This is a genomic window from Actinomycetota bacterium (assembly GCA_014360655.1).
Lineage (GTDB): Bacteria > Actinomycetota > Geothermincolia > Geothermincolales > RBG-13-55-18 > JACIXC01.
The window spans coordinates 34,140-59,718 of the sequence record JACIXC010000007.1 but is presented as its reverse complement, the minus strand read 5'-3'; the positions used below and the strand labels follow the sequence as shown (position 1 = coordinate 59,718).

Below are 25,579 nucleotides of genomic sequence, written 5' to 3'. Positions count from 1 at the left end.
TCAGCCTCGGAGCAGGTCCGCGTACTTCCTGCGCAGCCCCCAGACGACCCTGAGGCCTTCCCAGAATATGTCGGCGCTCATCTTCGACTCTCCCCCCTTGCGGTCTGTGAAGATGATGGGCACCTCCACGATGCGGAAGCCCAGGGCCTCGGCGACGAAGGTCATCTCGATCTGGAAGGCGTATCCCTGCGAGGTCACGCGGTCGAGGGGTATGGCCTCGAGGACGCGGCGCGTGTAGCAGCGGAAGCCGGAGGTGGTGTCCACCGTGCGCGTGCGCGCCACCAGCTTTGTGTAGAGGTTGCCGCCCCGGCTGATCATCCAGCGATAGAGGCTCCAGTTCTCGCAACCGCCCCCCCTGACGTAGCGGGAGCCGACTGCGGCGTCCGCTTCCCGGGCGGCGGCGTAGAGGCGGGGGATGTCGTCCGGATTGTGCGAGAAGTCGGCGTCTATCTCGAACAGGTACTGCGCCCCCCCTTGCAGCGCGTGGCGGAAACCGGCGCGGTAAGCGGTCCCCAGGCCGCTCTTGCCCGGACGGTGCAGGACCTCCACCCGTTCGTCGCCGGCGGCCAGGCGGTCGGCGATCTCCCCGGTGCCGTCGGGGGAGTTGTCGTCCACGACGAGTATGGAGAGGTCGAGGGGTTGAGCGAGAACCGCCGCGACCATGCGCTCCAGGTTCTCCCTCTCGTTATATGTCGGCATCACCACCACGATCTCGCGCATGCGACGATTATATCACCCGGCAATCCTGCCCGCGGCGCCGGGGGAGAAGGCGTCCTACGCGTCGTTGCGGCCCCGCCTGCGGCGGGCAGTCCCGCCGTCAATAAGCGGCGTCGCGCCTCCAGCCGTGCTTGCCTACCAGGGGCACGAAGATGCAGGAGCCTTCCTCCGAGGTCTGGAAGCTGTTTCCCGTCCTGCGCACCACGGTGAGCATCTGCATGCCCGCGGGTCCCACGGGAATGACCAGCCGCCCACCGTCCGCCAGCTGTTCCAGCAGGGGCTGGGGCACGGAGGGAGCTCCGGCGGTGACCATTATGCCGTCGAAGGGCGCCTTTTCGGGCCAGCCGAGGGTGCCGTCACCCACGCGGATGCTGAAGTTCGTGTAACCGAGGGCGCGCAGTCTCTCCCCAGCCTCCCGCGCTAGGCGTGGATGCAACTCGACGGAATAGACCTCGCGTGCCAGTTCGCAGAGGATCGCCGCCTGGTAGCCGGAACCCGTGCCTATTTCCAGCACCTTCTCCGTGCCCCTCAGCTCCAGGAGCTCGCTCATCCACGCCACCATGTAAGGCTGGCTTATGGTCTGCCCTTCCTCTATGGGTAGCGGGCAGTCGTCGTAGGCGCGGTAACGGATGTCCTCCGGGACGAAGAGGTGGCGGGGAACGCGTAGCATGGCATCCAGCACGCGGGGGTCGCGCACGCCGCGGTCGGCGATCTGCTGGCGGACCATCTTGCGGCGCAGCCTGGCATAGCGGTCCTCTTCCGTCACGCCCACCACCCTTTCCCGGTTCCTCTCGCCATCACCGCGCATCCCCTTGCTTTGCCTCCAGCGTCATCTACGAGCGGGCCCTCCTGCCGTGACGTAGCCACCGGGCCCGCCCTCTCCGCTCCCGCGCGTTTCCGCGCGGTGCGCCGACCGTTTTCCCTTGCGAGGCCCTCAAAGGCGCGACGATCGCCTCCGCCGGCGACACGCCCGGTTACGTGAACGCAGCGGCGGCGGGGACCCTGCGCGGAAGGAAGGCCTCAGGTATCCTTTTTCTCCGGGTGGAGGTACTTGGTTACGCTCACCACCGTCCCGCCCTGGGGGTGGGAGTCGCACTCGAAGACGTCCACCAGGCTCCGGATAAGGGGGATGCCGAAGCCCTTGTCCAGGAGGTCGCCGCCCTCGCAGCCGAGGACGAGGTCGGGGTCAAAACCCGGTCCCCGGTCCCTGACCTCGATGGTGAGGCGATCCTCGCCGGCCAGGAAGCGCACGAGGATGGCGGGCTTCTCCGCGGTGCCGTTACCCGTGTGCACGATGGCGTTGGTGCACATCTCCGAGACGGCTATCTTGAGGTCGTCTATGCAATCCTCGCTGAAGTTCATGCGGCGGGCGATGGACCCGGCCAGCAGCCGCGCCAGGCTCACGTACTTCGCCTTTGCCGGCATCTCCAGCTCGAAGGCGGTGTCCCTTTCCCGGCCCAAGTTCACGCCCCCTCGATGTTCGCCAGCAGGTCCTCCCGTGACCGGTAGATGGGAAACACCTTGGTAAGACCGGTAATGCGGAAAATGCGCAGTATCCTCTCCTGGTTACAGATGATGCCCAGCTCTCCCTGGTGGTGCTTGACCCTCTTGAGGCCGCCCACCAGGACCCCCAGGCCGGTGCTGTCCATGAAGGCAACTTTTTCCAGGTCCACCACCACGCGGTATTTTCCCTCGTCCACGAGATCGCGTATGACGTTGCGCAGCTTCGGCGCGCTGTACACGTCCACCTCGCCCGATAGCACGATGAGGGCCAGGTCGCCGAGGTTTTCCAGGGTTACGTCGAGCTCCGAGCCTTCTCTCGTCTCTTCATCCATGGTCGACTCTCGAGTATCGCTTCATCTCCTTCCCCCGCAGGGGAAAGCCGCTCCAAGCGTGGGGTCTCCTACTTGGGCTTGGAGGGGCGCTTAACGACCGTGCCGCACTTGCTGCACTTGGCCTTATCCTCTCCCGGTTCGATGGACACCCGGGTGTTGCACTTCGGACAGAGAACCCTCAACACCTCGACGCTCGTCTTCTCATGTCCGTGAGGTCCCCTCACCATTTTTTCACCTCCAGCATTTCTTCGGAAACACTACCTTGATCCCGCTACGGCGAGGTCCACCAACTATTTACCCCCATCCCCCGCCTTTGAAACCTGCATGCGGTCGCGGGCCGCGTGGGGGCGCGGGGGAGGAGCGCGACCATGGTTTTCTACCACGCGCGAGGTGGGGATTCCTTCTCTTCTCTCCCGGAGCGCCCCCTCCCTTCGTGGGCCCGCGCGCCGTCGCGGCTGGTCCGGGACGGGAGGGCATCACCGCGGGTCACGGGCTGGGTGGCGTCACGGCGGGTCGCGCGCGATGCGACGGCCGCGGGGCCGTCGCGGCCCCGGGGGCGGGGTTGCATAAACAGGTGTTTACTATTAAACAGATGTTTACTATAATGGAGGCGGGAGGTGTCGGAGGATGGAGGAACTCACGCCCCGCCAGGAGGAGGCGCTGGAATTCGTCCTGGAAACGCTGGAGAGGAGGGGATACCCGCCCAGCGTGCGCGAGCTTTGCGAGGCCCTCGGCCTTTCCTCCACGCGGGGGGCCCTCCGGCACCTGGAGGCACTGGAGAGGAAGGGATGCATCTCCCGCGCCCCCGGCGCGCGCGCCATCCAGGTGCGGGACACGCTGCGGGGAGGCGTGGCCTACCTGCCCCTGGTGGGCGAGGTCCCGGCGGGACCGTTGCGCTATGCCTCCGAGGAGGTGGAGGAGTGGCTGCCGGTCCCCGCGCGCTGGGGAGGGAAGGGCAGGTTCCTCCTGCGGGTGAAGGGAGACAGCATGGCCGGCGACGGGATCTGCGACGGCGACCTGGTGGTGGTGGATCCCGGCGCTGACGTCGCGGAGGGGGAGATAGTGGTGGCGCTGGTGGACGGGGAAGCCACCGTGAAACGGTTGCGCCGCCGGGGGGAGACGGTGGAGCTGCATCCCTCCAATCCCCGCTACGCCCCGTTGCGGGTGAGGAAGGGGGAGGCGGAGGTGAGGGTGGCGGGAAAGGTGGTGTCGCTGCTGCGGGAGAGGGTATGAAGGTGAGTTGAGGCGACGGCCCGCGCGGCGTGCGGGACGCGGGTCGCGCGGAAGAGGCATCCAGGGAGGGCGCATGCCCTCCCTGCGTCCCTCGTCGGGGCGTGAGGCCCGCGCCTTGCCGGGGTTGGTGCCCGGGCGCCCGGCGGGGGCGCGTGGCCATGGCGGCAGGAACGACGGGGAGGAAGGAGAAGATGGTCACCCTGGTAGAGGAACCGGTGGACGTGTCGGCGGTCTTCCGCGGCGGGAAGCTGCGGCCCACCGCCTTCCTGTGGCGCGGCCGCCAGTACCGCGTCCGCAGGGTGCTGGGGAGTTACCGCGACATGAAGGGGCGCTACCTCGAGCTCCACTACTCGGTGATGAGCGACACCCCGGAGGTCTACGAGCTCCGCTTCTCCACCGACGGCATGAGGTGGAGCCTGGTGCGGGTGCACAGCGAGGGATAGCGGCGAGGTACAGAGGGGAGGGGCATGACGCAGTACGTCACGCGCGGCCTGCTGCGGGCGGCCGACCGGGGGCGGAGGGAAGGGGAGGGGCGCTGCGTCCTCCACCTGGACATGGACGCCTATTTCGCCTCCGTGGAGCAGAGGGACGCGCCCCTTTACCGCGGCCGCCCCCTGGTGGTCTGCCACACCTCCAGCGATTTCTGCTCCCACGGGGTGGTGGCCACCGCCTCCTACGAGGCCCGCCGCTGGGGGATAAAGGCGGGCATGTCGGTGTGGGAGGCGCGCAACCGCTGTCCGCACGCCTTTTTCGTCCATGCCGACATCCCCAAGTACCTGGACAACGCCCGGCGCCTGCGGCGCATCTGCGAACGGCTCTCCCATCGTGTGGAAGTTTTTTCCATAGACGAGCTCTTCGTGGACCTCACGCCCCTGCTGCGCCGGTACCCTCCGGGGGGGAGGCGCTGGGAGGAGGCCCTGCGGGTGGGCGGGAGGCTGAAGGAGGAGATACGGCGTGAGCTGGGCCTCACCGCCTCCGTGGGCATCGGCCCCAACAAGCTGGTGGCCAAGATGGCCTCCGAGTTCCGGAAGCCGGACGGGCTGACCCTGGTCCTCCCGGAACAGCTCCCGGACATACTCGCCCCCCTCCCCGTGGACAGGCTGGTGGGGGTGGGCGCGCGCATGCGCCGCCACCTCCGGGCCATGGGCATAGAGACCGTCGGGGACCTGGCGCGCGCGCCGCGGGAGGTGCTGCAGTGGAAGTTCGGGGTGGTGGGGAGCCTGCTGTGGGAGGCGGCCCACGGCCGGGACTCCGGGCCGGTGATGCGCGGGGGCGAGGGCGAGGAGATGAGATCCTTCGGCCACAGCCTTTCCCTGCGCGGCGGCACCCGCGACCTGGAGTACCTGGAGAACACCCTGCTGGGGCTGTGCGACGCCGTCACCCGCCGCATGCGCCGGGAGGGCTACCTGGGAAGGACGGTGAGCCTGCGCCTGCGCGTCGGCTACGCCCTGGGATACGCCCGCGCCCGCACCCTGCCCGGGTACACCGACCTCCCGTCGCCGGTCTACGAGGCGGCGCGCGACCTGCTGCGGCGGGAGGCCTCCTGCGGCCTGTGGACGGAGCCGGTGACCACGGTGGGGGTCTCCGTCTCGCAGTTGCGCCGGCGGGAGGAAGGCAGGCAGGTGACCATATGGGATATCATGGACGGCAGGGAGGAGAGGCTCACCGCCGCCCTGGACGCCATCCGCGACCGTTACGGAGAGGGGGCGGTCACCCGCGCCTCCCTGCTGGGGGACTTCGCCCTCTCCGGCATGAACCTCGCCCGCTGAGGCGCCGCGGGGGGGCGCCGGGCGGCGAGGGCCGCGCCTACGGCCGCCCGCGGCGTGCCTCGGGGCATGCCGGGGGAAGCGCGGCCGCCGGGGACGCGGCACCCCGCGTGGGCGGTCGGCGGGCCGGGGGCGTCCCCGCGGATGTCGGGAGGAAAAGAACGGGAGGTAGGATCCGTGATGGAAAGATATGTGAATATGGCCACGGGCATGGGAGCGCTGCATGCCCTGCTCATCGGCGTGTCGGACATCGTCTTCGACCCGCGCACCTACCTGAAGTGCGCCTGGGGGTGTCCCGAGTTCGGCCAGCTGAAATGCTCCCCCGACCTCATCAAGCCGTGGGAAGCCGAGCCGCTCCTGCGCCGCTACGACAAGGCGCTTCTCATCCACACGCACGTCAAGGAACAGGCCAACGAGATCGCCTGGGAGGTGGAACGCGCCGCCTTCCTCGACGGCCATTACTGGGCCTTCGCCCTCTACGACTGCCACGGATGCGAGACCTGCGAGGCCGTGTCGCGGCGGGAATGCGCCCACCCCGAGAAGGCGCGCCCGGGAGAGGATTTCCTGGGCATCGACGTCTATGCCACGGTGCGCCGCTTCGGCTTACCCATAGAGGTCCTCACCCACAGGGAACAGAGGCAGAACCGATATGCCTTCGTGTTCCTGGAGTAAGGGGTCGGGACGGCATGAGGACGCGGCGGATGACGGCGTTCGGATAATGCAGGCTGGAATAGGGGAAAGGAGGGCCCTGGATGGCGAGATGTACCATGTGCGGAGGTCGCGGATGGGTGTACTGCCCAACCTGCAAGGGAAACGGGATGATACCCATGCTGGCGGGGTCGGTGAAATGCGATAACTGCGGGGGAAGCGGCCGGCTGCCGTGTAACGGCTGCGGGGGAAAGGGGCAGGCGTAGGAGGCACGGGCGGGCGAGCGCGGGAGATACCCGCGTGCCCTCCCGCGGGAAGCGCTCTTCGATAAGTCATCGCCGAATGCGTGCATGGAGTCTGGATTGAGGAAATCGCTGAGAAGGGCGGGGAGAGCGGCGGCGGCGCTGGCGTGCGCCGCGGCCGGCGTGCTGGCCTGGGGGGTCGTGGATTTCCTGCGCGACCCCGGGTCCTTCCGGTGCGGGCGCAAGCCCGGGCCGTCCACGGAGACGGCCCCGGGCACGGCGGAGGTCACGCCCTCCACGGTGCGGGCGGGAGTAAGCCCGGTCACGGTCACCCTGCGCTTCCGCTGCGGGCCGGGCGGCATAAGCGAGGACGGCGGGATCAAGGTGGCGCTGTGCAGGCTACTTGATTTCGGCTCCCGCGGAAGGCGAACGGCTTTCCTGTACGGGCACGGATGGGGTGCGGTGCAGAACCTTTTCCCCCGCCTGCCGAATTATTACAGCTGTTCCCTGCGCACAAGCGGCGGCGCCCGCCTGGAAGTGGCTCCCCATGGGTATTTCCCCCTGCGGGCCGGCCTCCGCTTCCTGGGCCGTGAGTTCCTGCGCCGCTGCGGCATGAAGCTGGAGGCCCTGGACATCGCCTACCTGTACCTGGAGGAGCGCAAGATACGCATAAGGGTTAGAGGCGGTCGCCTGCGGGAAGGGGACGAGATCCTCGTGACCGTGGGCGATCGCGGACGCGGGAGCAGGGGCTGGAGATGCCCGCCCCACCCCTCGCGCGTGGAGCTGGCGGTGGAGGTGGATGAAAGGGGGACGGGGAACTACCGCCTCATCGCCGAGAGCCCGTCGCTGCGGGCGGTGGGAGGAAAGGCGGTGGCCCTGCAGCCGGTGCTCTCCTCTTTTGACGGGGAGGGGAGGGGGCGGCTGGTGCTGCGCGCCGTGGACGGCAGGGGCGACCTCGACCCTGCCTTCGCGGGAAGGGCGCGCCTGCTCGTGCCGGCGGGGATGGAGGCGCCGGAGGAGGCGGTCTTCCGCGAGGAGGACCGGGGCGTGGTGGTCGTCCATTGCAGGGCGACCGCTCCCGGCACGTACCGGGTGCGGGCCGAGGCGGGGGATATCGCGGGGGAGAGCAACCCCGCGTGTTTCCCCGGTTTCGGGGAAGGCCTGCGCCTCTTCTGGGGAGACCTGCACGCGCATACCGCCCTCTGTGACGGCACCCTGGAGCCGCGGGAGTACTACCGCCTGGCCCGGGACGCGGAAGCCCTGGACTTCGCGGCCGTCACCATGCACGACACCATGGAGGCCTTCGAGCCCTCGGGGCGGGAGGAGGAGTGGGAGCTGGTGCGGGAGCTGCAGCGGGAGTTCGACCAGCCGGGGCGCTTCGTGGCGCTGCTCGGCTACGAGTGGTCACACCACGGGTTCGGGCACCGCGGCGTCTTCTTCGCTCCCGGCGAGCGGGAGCCGCGTCCCTACGGGTGGCCGGACCCGCGCAGCGATGACCCGTGGAAGCTGGAACGCTGCCTGGCCGGGCACGATGCCCTGGTCATACCCCACCACACCGCCTGGCGGCGCATCTTCCTCCTCCCCTTAAACTGGGCCAAGTTCGTGAGGATGAGGGTGCCTCCCGCCTATACCTGGTGGGACGCCGCCAATCCGCAGCAGAGACTGGTGGAGATCTACAGCATGCACGGCGCCTCCGAGAGCTACGAGGGTCCCTTCCCCGTCACCCACGGCGATCCGCGCGGATGGTTCCCGACCCGCCTGCGCGACGACCGCGTTCCCGCGGGATATGGTAATTATTTCCAGGAAGCCCTGGCTGCCGGCCTGCGCCTGGGGGTGATCGCCGGCAGCGACCGTCACGATTACGCCGTGGACGAACGCATCCACCCGGTCGACGTATATCCCCGGGGACTCGCCGCCGTGTGGGCGGAGGAGCTGAGCTACGAGGGGATATGGAGGGCGCTGTGGAACCGGCGCACCTACGGGACATCTGGGGCGCGCATCCTCCTGGAGTTCTTCGCCGACGGGCATCCCATGGGGTCGGAATACGTATCCCCCGCGCCGCCCAGGCTGCGCGGACGCGTGGCGGGGACGGCGCCGCTGCGCGCGGTGGAGCTCATGCGCTGCGAGGGGGGCAGGTGGTCGGTAGCCTGGTCCGCGCGCGGGGGAAGGGAGGTCGCGTTCGATCTCGTGGACGGGGAGCCGGCGGGGAGGTCGTGCGGCGGGGCGGCCGCGGAGGCGGCGGGAGAGAGGATCTATTACCTGCGGGTGGAGCAGGAGGACGGTCACTGCGCCTGGTCCAGCCCCATCTGGCTCCTGCGCTGATGCGCGAGGAGGTAGAAGGCGGCCAGGCCGCGCCAGGGAGACAAGGGTCGCAGGATCTCGCGCACCTCGGCTTCGGAGGGGACGCCGCCTCCGGCCAGGTATGCCCCCACCGCCCTGCGCACCCCGAGGTCGGAGGCGGGAACCACGTCCAGCCTTCCCAGGCCGCGCAGGAGAACGTATTCCGCCGTCCACTGGCCCACGCCCTGCAGGGAGGTGAGCAGTTCCACCAGTTCCCTGTCTTCCATGTCTTTCCAGGCCTCGGGATCTACTTCTCCGCTGGCAAAGAGGCGCGCCAGCTCGCGCAGGGATTCCGCCTTGCGCAGGGAGAGGCCGCAGGATCGCAGCTCCCGTACGTCCGCCGCGGCCAGGGTCTCGGGCCGCGGGAAGGCGGTCAGGCGCCCTATCGCGGTTCCGAAGGAGGAGATGATGCGCTCGCGCGTGGCCAGCGCGGCGGTCATGGACACCTGCTGTTCGCTGAGGGCGATCACCATCATCTGGAATATATCGGGGGGACGCACGGGTTTCAGGCCCCTGAGGTCGGCGGTCACTTCCCGCAGCCTCGGTTCTTTCTCCGCGGCCCGGTAGAAAGGATCCAGGTACAGGTCCGCGTGCAGGATCCGACGCATGTGATCCAAGAACAGCCTGCTTTTGCGCGGAAGGGGGTGAGCTATGACCTCCACCACGGGAGGGTCTTCGCTGGTCTGCTGCAGGTTAAGGAGGGTGGGTTTCTCCTCCCACCAGGCGGCAAGGGCACCGTAGGAGGACGCGCAGGAGCCGGAGAAAGCGGTGAACATCCTCCATGAGAGGCGGAAATCATAGGGAGCCACGCAGGTTATTCTCACGATCGTTTACCGCCTGTCTCGTGACCGACATGGTGTGATCCCATTGAACATTAGAGTGTTTCGGTAAATAGCCGCGGCTTTTTAATAGATGGCCGCGATGATCATACAACGTGATCGTGATGTACCTCTCCTGTTGAGCTGCGGCCTCGCGGTCACGGCTATCGCATTCGCTGCGCGGCTATATATACAGAAAAGGGCCCGTGGGCCCTCTTTTCTGGTGGGCGCTGGGGGATTTGAACCCTCGACCTCTGCCGTGTGAAGGCAGCGCTCTCCCGCTGAGCTAAGCGCCCGACGCAAGATAATATGTTAGCAGAACGCGCACGAGATTTGAACCTGGGCACCTAGAGACCTAGACACCTTGGAGGTCCTCGACCCCATTCACTTCCCATACAATACGTTGTACTATGTTTCCCAGATCGAACACTTGAGAGATCACTTCTTCCCTCTTGTCGAAATTGCTTGTTTTGCCAGGATGACAGGGCTGCCTCTCAATCCTTTTCAACCTGAAGCGCCTACCGAAACGTTACGGCATTCCTGAGAGCCTGGCGGGGACGCGTCGCCGGCCAACGATTCTTATCGGAGCGGGAGCGGCAGGCCTGGAGCAGCAGCGGTTCGCGGACACGGCACGTCGATCACGAGGGGGTCATTTCCAGCCGCAGGGCATTTCCTTCATGGTGGTATGAGGCCGCCGCCGCTTTCCCCTTTTCGTGTTCCCACAGGGCCGTCAGGCGTCCCGCCACCACGGTGGGCGTGAAGACGTTGCGGATCTCGAAGATGGTATGGCCCTCCCCATCCTCCATGCGGGACAGGAAACCCATTCCCCTGAGAGCAAGGTAGCGGCGGAGGTTCTCCTCGTCCCACAGCCCGTCGCTCACTGCGCGGGAAGAGAGCTTGGCGGCGAAGTTTTCCTTTTCCGCCCGCACGAAGAATTCCCTTACCTCGGGGCCCAGTTCCCGCTCGAATTCGCGGAGGATGGCGTTCAGGGACTGGTGGCCGTAGAAGATATGCCGGCTCCCCGTCGCCCTCTCCTCTATGACCCCTTCCGCGAGGTCGAAGCGGAAGAGCTCACCGACCTCGCGGGGAACCCCGCAGCGCCCGCACGACGGAAGCGACCACCCGTCGGCCGTGTTCGAGGGCAGGAGCTTCTGCGAGGCCAGCCTGAGGTAGGCCTCGTCGCTCGCCACCTCGTCCCTTTTCCCCACGACTAGCTCCCCCACGTAGCTGTCGCCCTCGGCGCGGGCGGTGAAGGCGGCCGGGAACCCGTAAATGACGTCCAGCCCTCCCAGGATGACCGCCGTGCAGTGGGCCAGGTGGAAGGGGTTGGTGACCCTGACGGCCCCCATCTTCCCCTTGCGGTGCCCGAGCAGCTCTATCTTTCCCATGCCGATGGCCCTGGCGAAGAGGATGAGGGATTTCTGCGTGCGCCGGTAAATGGGCGTCCTGAACATGAGCCTCTGCGCAACGGGGTGGTCGCTGAAGAGGTTTTTGGCTATACCGGCGGCGGCTATCCTGCCGGCGATGTACACCATGCGGTGGATAAAGGGCCCCATGCGACGCTCCAGGTCCTCGAAAAGCCCGTTGTGGAAGTCGGCTTCGTAGATGCTGAAGTTGGCGTTGCCGCTCGCCCTGTTGACGATGCAGCCGTTCTCCCAGCGGTGGGTCTTCGGGATTATGGCGGGAACGCCGCAGAGGTCGCAACTGGCGGACACCTTGCCATCCCCCTTATACGCTTTTCTATGTGCAAGCCCGAGATCTCTTCCCGCGCAAGGGCAGATTGAATCCTCGGTCATGCAAGTCGGACCCAAGGTTATTATCGTTAACGAAGCGCCCGCGACTTTATAGCCTTTTACCGGTCGGTAACGTCATCGCTACAAGGGGATATGCAAAGTTGATGAACCGTGGCGGAAACGGCAGCCCGGCGGGAACTCGCAACAGCGGCGCGCCGCGAGGTTCCATATACTCGCGGTCGCGCCGTCTTGAAATGGGCGACTTGACAAGAAAAAGAGTGAGCGCCCTCTTGCGAGGCCCGATATAGTGGTCGTCACTAATTGCAGCCGGCGTGCACGCCAGGACGGCGATCTCGTCCCTTATGTCAGCGATCTCTTCCCTTGCATTTGAACCCTCCACCCCGACACATGAAGGCAGCGCAGTGCTCCGGGTCGAGTGCCGACTGCGGCAAGGGCGCAGGCCGGCTCCGGGAGGGACGGAAGACATCCACCGTTCGTCTCCGGCCCGGGAATCAGAGGGTGCGGGACTGCTTCAGGATCGCGGCAGCATGACCCCACAACGGATGCAGAATCTGTTGCTTCCTGAGATACGCGCTCCACATTGCGGGCAGGTTATCTCCTCGTGTCTTGCAGGATAGGGGTTCCTCACGGAGGAGAAATCCTCGAAGCGGGGGAAGAGAGGATCTGGATAGCCCGCTATCTCCGCTTTTACCGAGCGGAGCCCCGGTTTCCTCCCCGACTTTCGCTGCCTCTTTACTTCCCAGTAGATAAGCAGAGCGGTCCACGTGACGAGAATGGCTACTACGCCAAGCATGAAGAAGATGCCGAAACTCGCGTCGCTTAGGTGCAGCAACTCCGTCGCAGCGAGACCTAGCGCGATTATAAGCATGAAGATGAATATACCGATAAGGATGGCGACGCCGCTCTTCAACAACATGCTTGCTTCGCACAAGGAAGGGGGCGTTGCCCGTATGTCCTCGTTGGTGAGCAGGAAAGGCGTGGAGGAGATGGTGTGCAGCCTGCATTCCTGGTAATGCCGCTCCTCCGGAGTTATCCGTGCCGGCATCTCTTGGTCCGTGTTCATAAGCTCGCGGAATCGCTCGTCGACGGCCCGTAGGGTGGCCATTCTTCCGTTCATGCGTAGGGTAAGGAGAAGGATTATCGCGACCACCGAAACAATGCAGGCGAGCAGGAAAAGGGACTGGTGTAAGAGGGATTTTGCAAGGGGCGGTTTCCCGGTGTCGTAGGAAAAAACGACAAAGAGGGAGATGGTGACGATCCCCGCTGCGAACTGAACGGCAAGGGAGAGCAGGAAAGCCTTCCAGAAGCTCTTTCCCAACCCCTGTGACCACTTGCGGAAGTACTCGTATAGCTCACGGTCGTTGGCCGGGGGAAGGGAAGCATATAAGGGGTTCCCGGAGAGCCTCTTGCCTAACAATATCCTCACCGCGACCGTGAACTCGTGACGATCCCCTTTTTCCAGGAGTTCACCGCTACCCTGCAGGGATCTCCGCATCGCGGACCAGTAGACGTAGTAAAAGCCCAACGTGCCAAGGGCGCCGAGCAAGATAAACGTGAAAGCCATGATGTCCGTTTCGCTCATCCGGCGAGACACCCCCTCAGGCCGGTCGCCTGGTGATTTGGGCGGAAAGGATACTCTCTTCAGGCGTGGGTTTTCTGCCTTCCCCACTCCTTCCGCCCAGCGACCTCGCTCCCTACCGTCTTTGCCCGGTGTCGATAAGACCCCCGCGTCTTTTTCGCGTTTCACGCGGCGAAGCTAAGCGGGCGTCATCTCGGTGAGCGGCTCAGAAGAACTTGTAGCCGACGCCCGTGACCGTCTTGATGAACTCCGGGTTGGATGAGTCGCGCTCGATCTTCTTGCGCAGCCGCGCGATGTGGGTGTCGATGGCCCGCGAGATGCCCGGGTCATCGTAGCCCCACAGCGCCTTCACGATGTCCTTGCGCGAGAAGACGGTGCCGCGGTGGCTGGCCAGGAGCCACAGGAGGTCGAATTCCGTCTGGGTCAGCTCGACCGGCCGGTCGTCCAGGGACACCTCGCGCCTCCTGCGGTCTATCTCCAGCCCGCCGATGGAGACGTATTCCTCCTTATCCGTGGAGTCGCGCACCATGTCCGCCCGGCGCAACGCCGCCTTGACGCGGGCGATGAGCTCCGCCCCCTTGAAGGGCTTGGTGATGTAGTCGTCGCCCCCGATGGCCAGCCCGCTCACCAAGTCGGTTATGTCGTCCTTGGCGGTCAGGAAGATGATGGGGGCCGCGGTCTCGTCGCGCAGGCGCCGGCAGACCTCCATGCCGTCCACCTTGGGCATGATGATGTCCAGGATGATGAGGTCGGGATGCTCCTCCTCGCAGATGCGCATGGCCTCCTCGCCGTCCTCGGCGGTGAGCACCCTGTAGCCCTCCGACGCCATGAGCTCCGCGATGAGGCGGCGGATGTTGGGGTCGTCATCGGCGATGAGTATCGTCTTCTCCGCCATGCAGGCACCTCGCTAGCTCTCTACCGCTTACCGCTTCTCCGTCCGCGTGCCGCGCACCGAACGCGTCCATACAATATCTCGGTAAGCGCGCAGGCCTTGTTTAGCCCGCCGTGCAGCTCCTTCACGGGCCGACCATATTTTCCCATAGAGCGTCCCTCTGCGCAATCAAGCCGGGCCGCCGTGACCGCGGCTCACGCCCCGAGGCGCGCCAGGGCGGGGGATGTGGGGAGCTCCACCGCTACCCCCACAGCGGCCAGGGCCTCCTGCACGGCGCGGTAATGCATGAACCCTCCCACGTGCAGGACCGTCTCCCCGAGTTCGCCGTCCATCTCCATGGAGGCCACGCAGGGAAAGCTGTGCCAGTACTTGGCCACCGTCTCCGCCACCGTGGGGTCCGCCGGGGCCCCCTTGAGGTTGAAGGCGACGTAGTAGGTGTTGCCGCAGGGGGCGCTGCGCAGCACCCGCGCCTCCCGGATGTAACCCTCCCCCATGACCAGCTCCAGGCTGGGCCGGCCGACGCGGAAATGGTCCATGAACTCGTCCACGGCGGGATGTATCCCGGGGGCCAGGGAGCAGAAGGGCTTGGGGAAGGCGCAACCCACCCCGAGCTCGCGACAGGCCTTCCTCACCTGGCCGCGCACCCAGCGCCCCACCCATCCCGGTGCCTCGGAGGGAACGATGAGCACGCGGGAGCCGGCCTCCGCGGCTGCCGCGGGCAGGGAGAGAAGGACTTCCTGGTGGACGTTCACCGCCACCGTCGCCTCGTGGGGAGGGAGCGTTTTCCCCAGGAGCTCCAGCGGATCATCGAGATAATAGGGGAGAACGGGCGGCAGCTGCAGGATGTCCACGATGTCGCCGGAGAAGTCGATCCCGTAGGTGTCGCGGCAGTGGTCGCAGAGAACGCCGCAGCCGTTGCAGTACCCCTCCTCGTTGACCAGGTGGCTCAGGAAGCGCAGGGCGAAGGTGTCGTCGAAGGCCACCGAGAAGGGGTCGCGCCTGGAGGGTACCGGGCCGCCGCAGTAGATGACGAGGAGCTTCATGCCGGCGTTCAGCCCCCTCTTACCGCGTCTCCCTTGCTCAGAAGAAACAGAGGGGCGTAGGGCAGCCGCCGGCGTACTCCGACTCCGCGGTGGTGTACTCGGGCCTCTCCAGGAGCCTCACCATGGAGTCGCTTCCCAGGTAGAGGACCTGCTCGCGCTTGCTCCCGTAGCGGTAGACGGTTATCCCCTTGCATCCAAGGCGGTAGGCAAGGAGGTAGGCCTCCTCTATGTCGTCTATGGAGGCGTCGGAGGGGAAGTTGACGGTCTTGGACACCGCGTTGTCGCAGTGCTCCTGGAAGGCCGCCTGCATGCGCACGTGCCACGAGGGCGCGATGTCGAAGGCGGTGACGAAGACGCGCTTCACGTCCTCGGGTACGCCATCCAGGTGCTGCAGGGTCCCGCTGCGCGCGATGTCCATCATGAGGTCGTTTCCGTAGAAGCCCCTCTCCCGCGCCACGGACTCGAAGACGGGGTTGACCTCCATGAGCTGGGTGCCCTCGATGACGTTTCTCACGAAGGCGATGGCGAAGATGGGCTCGATGCCCGAGGAGCAGCCGGCGATGATGCTGATGGTGCCGGTCGGGGCGATGGTCACCGTGGTGGCGTTGCGCATGGGCACGCCACGCTTCTCCCACACCGACCCCGCGTAGTTGGGGAAGTTGCCCCGCTCCGCCGCCAGCCGCGAGCTGGCCAGGTGGGATTCCTCCTCTAGGAAGGAGGCGATATCCTTCGCCGCCTGCAGCCCCTCCTCCGAATTGTAGGGGATGCCCATCATGAGCAGGGCGTCGGCGAAGCCCATGACCCCCAGGCCTATCTTGCGGTTGCCCCTGGTCACCTTCTCCGTCTCCGGGAGAGGCCAGCGGTTGACGTCGATGACGTCGTCCAGGAAGCGCACGGCGGTGTGGATGGCGTGGCGGAGCCTCTCCCGGTCCAACCTTCCATCGCGCACCATGGCCTTGAGGTTGATGGAGCCCAGGTTGCAGCTCTCCCAGGGCAGCAGGGGCTGCTCCCCGCAGGGATTGGTGGATTCTATCTCCCCCAGGTGAGGGGTGGGGTTGGAGCGGTTGATGGTGTCCAGGAAGATCAGCCCGGGATCGCCGGTGCGCCAGGCCTGGGTGACGATGAGGTTAAAGACGTCGCGGGCGTGCAGGGTGCCGGTCACCGCCCCGCTGCGCGGGTTGCGGAGGAAATAGACCTCGTCCTTCTCCAGGGCCTCCATGAAGTCGTCGCTGATGCCCACGGAGAGGTTGAAGTTGGAGAGGAAGCCCTCCTGGTCCTTGGCGGTGATGAAGTCCAGGATGTCCGGGTGATCGCAGCGCAGGATGCCCATGTTCGCGCCCCGCCGCCGCCCTCCCTGGCGGATGATCTCCGTGGTGACGTCGAAGATGCGCATGAAGGAGACGGGACCCGAGGCGATGCCCATGGTGGACTGCACCACGTCGCCCTTGGGGCGCAGGCGGGAGAAGGAGAACCCCGTCCCGCCTCCCGACTTGTGCACCAGGGCCATGTTCTTGACCGCGTCGAAGATGCCGGGGATGGAGTCCTCCACGGGGAGGACGAAGCATGCGGAGAGCTGCCCCACCTCGGTGCCCGCGTTCATGAGGGTGGGCGAGTTGGGAAGAAATTCCAGGGAGACCATGAGGCGGTAGAACTCCTCCTCCCAGGCGACGGTGTCGGCCTGCGGGTCGTAGAGGGACTCGGCCGCCGCCACCGCCCGTGCCACGCGGCGGAACATCTGGTCGGGGGTCTCCACCACCTGGCCCCTCTCGTCCTTGAGGAGGTAGCGTTTCTTGAGCACGTTGACGGCGTTGACGGTGAGCTTCAGCTCGTCCTTGACGCCAAGGAAATCCTTGGTGCGGCGTATCTCAGCGCGCCGTTCCCGGTAGAGTATGTAGGACTTGGCGGTGCGGGGAAGTCCCTTCTCGATGAGGGTCTCCTCCACCAGGTCCTGGACCTCCTCCACCGTGGGGACGTCCCCCGCGTAGCGCCGCTCCAGCCTGGCGACGACCTCCCCGGCGAGGGCCTCGGCCTGCGAGGGGTCACCCTCGCCCACCGCCGCTAGCGCCTTGCGGATGGCGGCCGCGATCTTCTCCGTCTCGAAGGGGACCACCGCGCCGTCCCGCTTGCGTATCATCTCCATGGACATCTCCGTCATCCTTTCCTGTCCCTTGCGCCTCTGCCTGCCGCCCTCCCCGCTCGCGGGGAATGCGTCGCCCTCTCTTCTACTCCTTACCCGTTCATTTTACCCGCCCCCGGTGACCTTTACGACGCGGCGTGACAACGCGACGACGTCACGTTGCGTCGTGATCCACGTGCGGGCGAGCCCAGGGTCGCCGTCTTCCCTTTCACCCCCGTTCCATGGTCCTGTCTCGCGGCTTGGCGGGATGGTGCGTCGCGAACGCGAGACTAGCGGGAGGAGCGTGCGGAGCGGTCAGGGAGGCTCGCTTTCCAGCCCAGGCGGCGAGGGCGGTGAAGCTGGGCGGAGAGCAACAGCGAATGCGAGGCCTGCGCCGAGGGCCCGCGCCGGAGGCCCGCGCTAAAAGTCGGCCACGACTTTGTCGATAGATGTTCAGTAGTGATCGCTTGGTGCTTCGAGCGGCGAAAGCGGAAGGCGAGGTAGCGGAACGATGAATATCGAATCATGCCCCGAATGCGGGGTCCCAAGGCTTATAACCGGCGAGCAGCTCTGGCTGAACAACGGCGACATAGTGCAGGCCAGGGACCGGAGAAGCCGCATACTCTTCCTGGAAACGGAGAACCTGGACCCCCTGTTCCGCGGCATAGAGGAGATAATCGGCGTGCCGCTGGAGCGCATGGTGATCGCCGCGTCCCGCAGGGCTTACCGCGTGTACCTCAGGGCCTTCGTCCCCGGGGAGGTGCGGGAGAAGATAGCGCGGAGGGAGATGGACTACGAACCCATCGAGGCGGCCTTCCGGGAACTCGGGGCGTTGAACGGCACCGGGAGGTACGAGAGGGTGGATATGCGTTTCGAGGGAGACGACCAGGACTACGACACGGTGAGCATAAGCGAACCGTATTCCCTGCCCTTCTGCGTAGCCGCCCACGTAGGTGCCATAGAGGCCCTGACCGGGGTCGACCAAGGTTATTCCTACGAGGAGGTCTCCCCCGGGCTTTACCACATCACCACCTTCCCCTCCCCGCACCCCGATGAGTTGAAGGGGAGGCTGCACTTCGAACCTTACGAGCACCGGGAGGGAGGCACGGAGCTGGAGAAGTGCGCATCCTGCGGTGGTCCCAGGGCCCTGTCCGGGTTCGCGTGGTATCCCGACAGGGGAGTGATCGTAGACAGGGAAACGGGGAGGCGCATGTGCATCCAGGGAAACGCCCTCATCCAACCCGTCTTCGATGAGCTGGAGTCGGAGCTGGGGGATATCATACCCCGTGCCGTGGTGGAGGCGCAGCGTCGCTTCACCCGGAGCGGTTTCTTCGGCCTTGCGGACGCCGTGGCGGGGGAGGAGAATTTCAGGGAGCGGCTCGCCCTGCGGGGGCTGGGCAATCTCACGGAGCTCGTCGTGAAGAGGCGCGGCATGCACGTGCGGGTGGAGAACGCTGCCCTGCCCCTCATGCTCGTGGGGATCGCCCAGGGTTTTTACGAGATGGGGATGTCGGTTGACTCGAGCGTCGACTGGCAGTACCACGAGGACGGGGTCCTGGAGGTGGAGGTCAGGCCCCGCTGACGCTCTTCCAGGCCAGGACGCCGGCCGGTTCCCCGCCCCGCCCTTCGCGACCCCTTGGATTATCCGTATCGATTGGTATCCACGAGGGAGACTGACCAGAAAACCGGGCAAGGAAAGGCAAGGCCATGCCCAAAGAACGCTTCACCATGGTCCCCGATGACAGGCCGAGGCCCAATGCGGAAAGGACTTTTCTAGGCAACCTCTACTTTTGGCGCATAGCGTGGAAGCCCAAGAATCGACAACAGAGAAGCGCTAAGAAAGAGAAGGGTACAAAGCATTAGATCGTGTCGCGAAATGGGCTCACCTGAAGTTTCAAGATAACGTTCGTATTCCAGATTTACCTATAAGAGTAGCTCACGTACCTCTTTAAGCATGGCGAAGGCCTTCTCCACGGTGGCGGTGAGGTCCGGATTCACCAGGCAGCAGGTGGCGGGGGTGAGCAGGGAAGCGCCCGCCACGGCATCCCTGTCCAGACCCTCTCCTTCCAGTTTCTCCCATATCACCGACAGGCGGTCGGCGAGGCCGCGCGGGCTTTCGTTCGCGAGCAGCTCGCTGTGGGTGGGGACCGCCCCCCAGGCGACGCCGCCGCCGCGCGCGAAGAGGCGGGCGATGCCGGGGCCGTAGCCCACGAGGATGTCGCGGTTGTTGTAGGCGTCGAGGGAGATGAGGTCCACGTCCGACTGCAGCAGGAAATCCCAGTCGGGATTGCCGCAGAGGTGCACCCCGCGTGGCCCTTCCAGCAGGGAGAGGAACAGGGCGAGGTCGCCGCGGGCGCGCTCGGCCGGGTAGCCGGTGATGCCGGTGAAGAGGAACTCCAGCCCGGGCTCGTCCACCCACACGAAGGAGCGCGGATTGATCTCCCGCAGGTCTCGCAGCTGGCGGTTGACGCGCGAGGCCACGTGGCGCACGGCCACCTCGCGGGCGTCGTCGCGGTAGATGATGGGCTTTCCCTCGGCGTCCCTCACCATGAGGCACAGGGAGATGGGGCCCATGAACTGGCCGCGCAGGGCTGGGTATTCCGCGGAAGCCCGCTCGAGGAAACCCGCGTAGGTGGCCGACTCGTCCGGGTCCACCGCGAAGACGTCGGCGTGAGGCTCGAGCGACAGGTAATCGTCCAGCCCGGCGTAGAAAGCGTCCTCGTCGAAGAGGATGCGCAGGCCCTCGTGATCCACCGTCGTTCCCGGCATGCCGCGAACCGTGAGCACGTAGGTGTCCTCGGAATAGGAGATGTTGGGGAGGTGGGGCCAGAAGGGGATGTCCAGGGAGAAGGCCAGGTCGAGCGCCCTTTCGGGATCGCGGTGGGGCAGGATGCCCATGGCCGTGGTGGCCAGGGGTATGTCGATGCACAGGGGGTTCTGCGCTCCCAAGAGTCTTTCCTTCCCTTTCCCCTCTTTTTACCGTTTTCGGGCGGGCCTTGCACCTGGCGGCCGGCTACGACCCCGGGGATAGGAGCCCGGCGTCGGACAGCGCCTTGCGGTAGGCGCCGCGGTCGAAGCCCACGATGATGGTGTTCTCCACCTCCATGACGGGCACGCCCATCTGCCCGCTCCTGTCCACCATCTCCCTGGCGGCCTTCTCGTCCTGCGAGACATCCACCACGGTGAAGGGCACTCCCTCCTTCTCCAGGAAATCCTTGGCCATGCGGCAGTACGGGCAGGTGGGGGTGGAATACAGTCTGACCTCCGTCATGCGAGCCTCCTCCTTCGTTCTATCTCGGATGTGTCCCATCTCGGGCACGTTCCGCCCCGGGCAAGATACGCGCGGGCTTCCGACGACTTCGGCCACAGCATACGCGCATCGCCGCGGGGCCACCATGACCTTGCTCAGGGGATGCGCGGGGGCTCGCAGGCACGTCCCGTGCCGTCGGCGAGACGGGATTTCCGGGAAGCGGTCTTGAGGTCCGGGGCCATACGGGAGGGCAGGCCAGTGACGGCGGCCCTTACGTCACTTGCGGCGCTGCTCAACCCTGGGAGCAGCCCTCGCTCACCATGTCCTCCAGCTTCTTCCTGTCCCGGAGGACGATCCGGCCCTTGTCCGTGTCCACAAGGCCCAGTTTCTTGAAGTTGGAGAGCACCCTGATGGCGGTCTCCACCGTGGTGGCGGCCATGTCCGCGATGTCCTGGCGGGTGAGGGGCAGGTCTATGCTCACCCCGTCCTTTCCCGCCGTCCCCGCCTTGCGCGACAGCATGAGCAGCACGCGCGCGATGCGCCACTCCACCCTTTCCATGGCCAGGGCGCGGATGGTGTTCTGCGCCTCCCGCAGGCGCGTCCCGAGCTCCGTGATGATCTCCAGGGCGAGGTCGGGGTTGTCGCGCAGGAAGGCGAAGAAGTCGCTGCGGGAGATGCTCAGCACCTCCACGTCGTCCAGCGCCTGCGCCGTCATGGGGTAGGGCTGCCCGTCGAAGATGGCCTCCTCCCCGAAGATCTCCCCCGGGTAGGCCATCTCGACGATCATCTCCCTGCCGTCCTCGGTCTGCTTGAGCAGCTTCACCTCGCCCTTGACCACCACGTAGAGCTTGCGTGGGGGGTCGCATTCGAGGAAGATGTACTCGCCCTTGGGGAAGGTCTCGGTGGTGCAGAGCGAGTAAAGGCGGTCCAGCTCCTCCGCCTCCAGGAACTCGAACATGGGGATTTTCCAGAAGATGTTTACCCTGGAGGACCCGTTCTTCTTCTCTTCCATTTTTTACCTTAGAGGAAAAAAGGGGAGCAGTTGCTCCCCGCTGCGGTTTTCCGCGCTTACTCCATGGAGATGGCCTCGGAGGGGCACTCCTCGGCGCAGGTGCCGCAGCCGTCGCAATCCTCGGGACGCGCCACGAAGGCCACGTCGTCGTCGTTTAGCTCAAGAACGTCGTTGGGGCACTCGTCCACGCACAGCCCGCAACCCGTGCACTCGTCCTCGTCGATGACCGGCCTCTTGTCGCTTGGCTCTCCCATGAAAACTCCTCCTTCTCTAACCTCGTTTTTTCCAGGGCCCGAACTCCTCATATTCTATAGCACAGAGAGGATGGCCAGGCAACAGGAAAATCACTTTCTCCCTGCCTCCGGGCCTGCAGCGGGGAAGACCCTTGTGGCTGTCGCAGGGCACGGAAGCCCGGACCGGCTTTGCGTCGTAACACCCCCCTGGGCCTTAATACCCCCGGGTTCAAGGCTACGACGGGGGGCGGCCCAGAGGTGCTTCCCTCGGGAAGAACAAAAGCGGAGGGTCAGGCGATCTGGCGAAGGTTGAAGTCCTCCCGGAAGAGGCGGTCGCGCCAGGGAGAGAGGTCGGCGCGCTTGCGGATGAGCTCCTCCGCGGACCTCGCCTCGCCTATGTCCCCGATGAAGGTGGCGCCCACCAGGACGCCGTCACGCAGCACCAGCTTGCGGTATTTCCCGTCCCTGGGATAGTCCCCGGTGAGGATCTCGTAGCCCTCCTCGTCGGGCGGCAGGTCCAGCCCGATGCAGGCCACCGGCAGCTTGTAGATGACGATGACGTTGTAGGGCACCACCCCTTCCAGGGCCGCGTCTCCTCCGCTCATGTTGGTCCCCGCCACCTCCCCCTGCCGCTGGGCGTTGAGCCAAGAGGTGACCACGCGGTGCTCGCCGGAGGCGACGTCCAGGGCTTGCGCCACGTCGCCGGCGGCGTAGATGTCGGGGAGGCTGGAGCGCAGGCGGTCGTCGACGATGACCCCGCGGTCGCTCTCCACCCCGCTGCCCTCCAGGAACTCGAGGTTGGAGACCACGCCGATGGCCACCCCAACCATGTCGGCCTCCAGTTCCCCGCCCGAGGTGGTGAGCACGCCGCGTACCAGGCCATCCTTCCCCCGCACCTCCTCGATCCCCTCCTCCTTGTGCAATACGATGCCCTTCTCCGCGAGCACCCTTTCCACCAGGGCCGAGCCGGCGGCATCCAGCATCTGGGGCCAGAAGCGGTCCTCGCGGATGAGATAGTGGGTCTCCAGCCCCATCTCGTTGAAGGACCGTGCCAGCTCCACTCCCAGCAGCCCGCCCCCCAGGGCCACGGCGCACCGGGCCTCCCGGCCGCGGCGGATGATGTCCTCCGCCTGCTCGAGGGTGCGCAGGTAAACCACGCCGTCGAGATCGGCGCCCGGTACGGCGAGCTCCCGCGGGCGGGCCCCGGAGGCTATGAGCAGCCGGTCGTAGGGCAGAGCCTCGCCGGAAGAGAGGACCGCCTCGTGCCGATCGGGCCGCAGCGCGGTCACGCTCTCCTCAGCCATGAAACGGATGCGCTTCTCGCGGTAGAAGTCCTTCGAGACCAGGAAGACGAAGTCGCGTTTTCTCCACCCGCTGATGTAATCCGGCAGGCGCATGCGGTAGTAGCAGGGATAGGGCTCCCTGTCCACCAAGGTGATGTCGCCCTCGGGATCGCGCTCGCGGATGACCTGGGCGGCGCGTACTCCCGCCCCCCCGTTGCCGATGATCAGGTAACGCATGCCAAGCTCCTTTTCCCTTTCCCGTCAGGACTTCCCTTTCCGCCATGGTGACCGTATCTTCCAGGACCCGCCGGCCGTGCTCCTCTCCCGGCGCACCAGGTCGAGGGCGGCGCGGTGGGCGGCCTCCTCCAGGGCGTCGTCGAGGGGCGGCAGCGCCTCCAGCCCGTGCCGCCTCCGCAGGGCGTGCAGGAGGAGCCAGTCCGCCAGGCGGGGGTTCTTGGGGAGAAGGGAGCCGTGCAGGTAGGTGCCGATGGCGTTGCGGTAAACGCAGCCCTCCGTCCCGTCCTCGCCGTTGTTGCCGTGACCGCGGATGACCTTGCCCAGCGGCTGGCATCCCGGACCCAGGCGGGTACGCCCGGAATGGTTCTCGAACCCCACCAGCTCTCCCTCGGCCCCCGAGAGCTCGCAATGCACGGCCACGTTGCCGATGAAACGGGTGTCGCCTCCCACCGTCTCCGCGTCGAAGAGCGAGATGCCGGGCAGGTACTCTCCCGTCCAGGTGAGGAAACTCTTCCCCAGCAACTGGTAGCCGCCGCAGATGGAGAGCAGGGCGGCGCCGCCCTCAACCGCCTGCCGCAGGGCCGCGCCCTTCTCGGCGGAAAGGTCCTCGCAGACCAGCATCTGCTCGCGGTCCTGGCCGCCGCCGATAAAGAAGAGGTCGTAACGCTCGGGATCGAGGGGATCGCCCAGGCTCAGGGCGGTAACCGTGACCTCGATGCCCCGCCACGCGCAGCGCCGTACCAGGGCGATGACGTTGCCCCGGTCGCCGTATATGTTCATGAGCTCCGGGTAGAGATGGCAGATGCGCAGGTCGAGGCCCTTCACGTCCTCACCTCCCCTCCCAGAGCGCGGGAGCCGCCCCCATGCGGGAGAGGAGGCGGCGCAGGTCCAGGGTGGCGGTGTAGGTGGTGAGGGCGTACACGGTCTCCCCTTCCCGCGCCCTTCCCAGGGCGGTTCGCAGGGCCTCCTTGAGGTCGCCGCGCACTTCGAGGCGGGAGGGATCCAGCCCGGCGTACTTCATGCGCAGGGCCATGTCGTGAGCGCGGGTCCCCGTGGCTACCAGGCAGCGGGGCAGGGGTGCCAGCTCCTCGAAGTCCACGTCCCATATCCAGGAGACGTCGCGCCCGTCGGCTATGCGGTCGTTCAGGGCCGCCAGCACCACCAGCCCCGTTCCCTCCCCCTTGAGGGTGCGGATGACCTCGTTGAACCCCGTGGGGTTCTTGGAGAGCACCAGGAAGAGCTCGCGCCCGTCAACGGGGATGCGCTCCCCCCTGCCGAAGGCGGTGGCGTAGCCCGCGACCCCCTTTTCCACCTCTTCCCGGCCCAGGCCGAGGAGGCAGGCCCCTCCCGCGGCGGCCAGCAGGTTGTGCACGTTATAGAGGCCGGGGAGGCCGAGGTGCAGGTCCACCTCCCATTGCGGCGTGGAGAGCAGGACCTCGCTTCCCGCACTTCCCCGCGGCCTCACGCGCAAGGCGGTGAAGCTCGCCTGGGGGCGCGTGGAGCCGCAGCGCGGGCAGCGATATTTTCCCATGTGAGCGAAGTAATGCGCCGAGAAGGTCAGCGCCGTCCCGCAGGTGCGGCAGTGCTTGGAATCGGCGGCGTGGCGCAAGGAGGTCTCGGTGACCTCCTCGCATTCTATGCCGTAGTAATGCAGGGAAGCGCGGCTTTCCCTTCCCAGCGAGGCCACCAGGGGATCGTCGGCGTTGAGGAGGACGGCGGCGTCGGGGGCGAGCGCACCCAGGGCGCCGTCCATCTTGCGCGCCAGCGTCTCCAGCTCGCCGTAGCGGTCCAGCTGGTCGCGGAACAGGTTGGTGATTATTACCAGGCGAGGGCGCAGGCGGGCGACGGCGGCGGGGAGGGTGGCCTCGTCCACCTCGAAGAGGCCGATGTCCCCGCGCGGGTTCCCCGCCAGGTCCGAGGCCTGGGCCAGGGCGGCGGTGATGCCGGTGATGAGGTTGGCTCCCACGCGGTTGTGCACGGGGCGCATCCCGCCCTCGCGCAGCATGGCCGCAAGGAGGTTGGAGGTGGTGGTCTTGCCGTTGGTGCCGCTGACCAGCACGCACCCGCGGGGAAGGCGGGAGGCCATCTCCTCGGGGGCATGCGGGTCCAGGCGCAGCATGACCCGGCCCGGGAAGTTGGAGCCCGCCCCCATTCCCAGGCGACGCGAGATCCAGGTGGTCGCCTTTCCCGCCGCCACCGCGGCCGCAAGTCGCAGTTTCATGCCACCATTGTATAGGTTCGCGGGGCGGAAGTGATGGGGAGGCGAAAAGAAGGCGGCGGGGAGGAGGCAAGGAGGCGGAAAGGAGGAGGGAAGGAGGCGGCAAGGAAGCGGAAAGCAAGCAACAAGGAAGCGGAAAGTAGGCGACATGTAGGTGATAAGGAAGCCGAAAGGAAGTGGACGGCAAGGCGAAAAGCGGGCGGGAAGCCTGTGGGGAAGCGGCGGAGCTGAAGGTAAAGTCCGGGGATGTGGCGGGGAGAGCACGGGAAAGGACGGCACCGGTGGCAGCGGGGACCACGGGCGTCGGCGTTTCCTGTTACAATCGCCTTGTGAAGATCCTTGTGGGGACGAGCAAACGGGAAG

At 66.2% G+C, this 25,579-nt stretch carries 24 protein-coding genes and 1 tRNA gene; 7 read left to right on the top strand and 18 right to left on the bottom strand.

The window, feature by feature from the left end; all coding sequences use genetic code 11:
* The 4 genes from H5T73_06590 to H5T73_06575 form a co-directional block, all read right to left on the bottom strand.
* Entirely contained in the window at positions 1-720 is a 720-nt protein-coding gene (locus H5T73_06590; protein ID MBC7247428.1) for a polyprenol monophosphomannose synthase, read from the bottom strand.
* Between the two features lie 97 nt (positions 721-817).
* Positions 818-1,525: a protein-L-isoaspartate(D-aspartate) O-methyltransferase gene (locus H5T73_06585; protein ID MBC7247427.1), complete on the bottom strand. Its 708-nt coding sequence runs from the start codon at positions 1,523-1,525 to the stop codon at positions 818-820.
* 212 nt (positions 1,526-1,737) lie between these two features.
* Positions 1,738-2,178, bottom strand: a complete 441-nt coding sequence (locus H5T73_06580; GenBank protein ID MBC7247426.1) for an ATP-binding protein — start codon at positions 2,176-2,178, stop codon at positions 1,738-1,740.
* Positions 2,179-2,180: 2 nt separating this feature from the next.
* A complete protein-coding gene (locus tag H5T73_06575) occupies positions 2,181-2,552 on the bottom strand; it encodes an STAS domain-containing protein (GenBank protein MBC7247425.1) in 372 nt (123 codons plus the stop codon).
* 627 nt (positions 2,553-3,179) lie between these two features.
* Here H5T73_06575 and lexA point away from each other — a divergent pair.
* From lexA to H5T73_06545, 6 genes are all read left to right on the top strand, one after another.
* Positions 3,180-3,785 (top strand): transcriptional repressor LexA, encoded by a 606-nt coding sequence (gene lexA, locus H5T73_06570; GenBank protein MBC7247424.1) that lies wholly within the window; start codon positions 3,180-3,182, stop codon positions 3,783-3,785.
* Positions 3,786-3,943: 158 nt separating this feature from the next.
* Positions 3,944-4,228: a hypothetical protein gene (locus H5T73_06565; protein MBC7247423.1), complete on the top strand. Its 285-nt coding sequence runs from the start codon at positions 3,944-3,946 to the stop codon at positions 4,226-4,228.
* A gap of 24 nt (positions 4,229-4,252) precedes the next feature.
* Positions 4,253-5,554, top strand: coding sequence for a DNA polymerase IV (locus tag H5T73_06560; protein MBC7247422.1), 1,302 nt, complete (start codon positions 4,253-4,255; stop codon positions 5,552-5,554).
* 174 nt (positions 5,555-5,728) lie between these two features.
* Positions 5,729-6,223, top strand: a complete 495-nt coding sequence (locus tag H5T73_06555; protein ID MBC7247421.1) for a DUF2284 domain-containing protein — start codon at positions 5,729-5,731, stop codon at positions 6,221-6,223.
* A gap of 95 nt (positions 6,224-6,318) precedes the next feature.
* Positions 6,319-6,465, top strand: coding sequence for a hypothetical protein (locus tag H5T73_06550; protein ID MBC7247420.1), 147 nt, complete (start codon positions 6,319-6,321; stop codon positions 6,463-6,465).
* An 84-nt stretch (positions 6,466-6,549) separates the two neighbouring features.
* The gene (locus H5T73_06545; GenBank protein ID MBC7247419.1) at positions 6,550-8,763 is read left to right on the top strand and encodes a DUF3604 domain-containing protein; all 2,214 of its coding nucleotides are present in this window, start codon (positions 6,550-6,552) and stop codon (positions 8,761-8,763) included.
* Here H5T73_06545 and H5T73_06540 read toward each other — a convergent pair.
* The 7 genes from H5T73_06540 to H5T73_06510 form a co-directional block, all read right to left on the bottom strand.
* On the bottom strand, positions 8,724-9,605 hold the full coding sequence (locus H5T73_06540) for a DNA-3-methyladenine glycosylase 2 family protein (protein ID MBC7247418.1): 882 nt from the start codon (positions 9,603-9,605) through the stop codon (positions 8,724-8,726). The two genes, H5T73_06545 and H5T73_06540, sit on opposite strands and share 40 nt — an antisense overlap.
* Before the next feature lie 215 nt (positions 9,606-9,820).
* A tRNA-Val gene (locus H5T73_06535) sits at positions 9,821-9,895 on the bottom strand.
* Between the two features lie 342 nt (positions 9,896-10,237).
* Entirely contained in the window at positions 10,238-11,314 is a 1,077-nt protein-coding gene (locus H5T73_06530) for a hypothetical protein (GenBank protein MBC7247417.1), read from the bottom strand.
* A 550-nt stretch (positions 11,315-11,864) separates the two neighbouring features.
* A complete protein-coding gene (locus H5T73_06525) occupies positions 11,865-12,935 on the bottom strand; it encodes a zinc ribbon domain-containing protein (protein ID MBC7247416.1) in 1,071 nt (356 codons plus the stop codon).
* 202 nt (positions 12,936-13,137) lie between these two features.
* A complete protein-coding gene (locus H5T73_06520; GenBank protein ID MBC7247415.1) occupies positions 13,138-13,827 on the bottom strand; it encodes a response regulator transcription factor in 690 nt (229 codons plus the stop codon).
* 191 nt (positions 13,828-14,018) lie between these two features.
* On the bottom strand, positions 14,019-14,867 hold the full coding sequence (locus H5T73_06515) for a hypothetical protein (GenBank protein MBC7247414.1): 849 nt from the start codon (positions 14,865-14,867) through the stop codon (positions 14,019-14,021).
* Positions 14,868-14,904: 37 nt separating this feature from the next.
* On the bottom strand, positions 14,905-17,007 hold the full coding sequence (locus H5T73_06510; protein MBC7247413.1) for a vitamin B12-dependent ribonucleotide reductase: 2,103 nt from the start codon (positions 17,005-17,007) through the stop codon (positions 14,905-14,907).
* Positions 17,008-17,494: 487 nt separating this feature from the next.
* On the opposite strand from H5T73_06510, the gene H5T73_06505 reads away from it, so the two are divergent.
* Positions 17,495-18,565: a hypothetical protein gene (locus H5T73_06505; GenBank protein MBC7247412.1), complete on the top strand. Its 1,071-nt coding sequence runs from the start codon at positions 17,495-17,497 to the stop codon at positions 18,563-18,565.
* Positions 18,566-18,906: 341 nt separating this feature from the next.
* Here the strand turns inward: H5T73_06505 and H5T73_06500 are convergent, their stop codons facing one another.
* The 7 genes from H5T73_06500 to H5T73_06470 all read right to left on the bottom strand — a co-directional run bounded on the left by H5T73_06500 (position 18,907) and on the right by H5T73_06470 (position 25,219).
* Complete coding sequence (locus tag H5T73_06500; protein ID MBC7247411.1) at positions 18,907-19,932, bottom strand: hypothetical protein; 1,026 nt, start codon at positions 19,930-19,932, stop codon at positions 18,907-18,909.
* Positions 19,933-19,996: 64 nt separating this feature from the next.
* Positions 19,997-20,254: a glutaredoxin family protein gene (locus H5T73_06495; GenBank protein ID MBC7247410.1), complete on the bottom strand. Its 258-nt coding sequence runs from the start codon at positions 20,252-20,254 to the stop codon at positions 19,997-19,999.
* A gap of 271 nt (positions 20,255-20,525) precedes the next feature.
* Complete coding sequence (locus H5T73_06490; GenBank protein MBC7247409.1) at positions 20,526-21,245, bottom strand: Crp/Fnr family transcriptional regulator; 720 nt, start codon at positions 21,243-21,245, stop codon at positions 20,526-20,528.
* Between the two features lie 56 nt (positions 21,246-21,301).
* Entirely contained in the window at positions 21,302-21,499 is a 198-nt protein-coding gene (locus tag H5T73_06485) for a ferredoxin family protein (GenBank protein ID MBC7247408.1), read from the bottom strand.
* Positions 21,500-21,768: 269 nt separating this feature from the next.
* Positions 21,769-22,998 carry an NAD(P)/FAD-dependent oxidoreductase gene (locus tag H5T73_06480; protein ID MBC7247407.1) on the bottom strand — a complete coding sequence of 410 codons (1,230 nt, stop codon included), beginning with the start codon at positions 22,996-22,998 and terminating at the stop codon, positions 21,769-21,771.
* A gap of 24 nt (positions 22,999-23,022) precedes the next feature.
* Positions 23,023-23,778 (bottom strand): glutamine amidotransferase, encoded by a 756-nt coding sequence (locus H5T73_06475; protein MBC7247406.1) that lies wholly within the window; start codon positions 23,776-23,778, stop codon positions 23,023-23,025.
* A 49-nt stretch (positions 23,779-23,827) separates the two neighbouring features.
* Positions 23,828-25,219, bottom strand: a complete 1,392-nt coding sequence (locus tag H5T73_06470; protein MBC7247405.1) for a Mur ligase family protein — start codon at positions 25,217-25,219, stop codon at positions 23,828-23,830.
* Between the last annotated feature and the right edge of the window lie 360 nt (positions 25,220-25,579).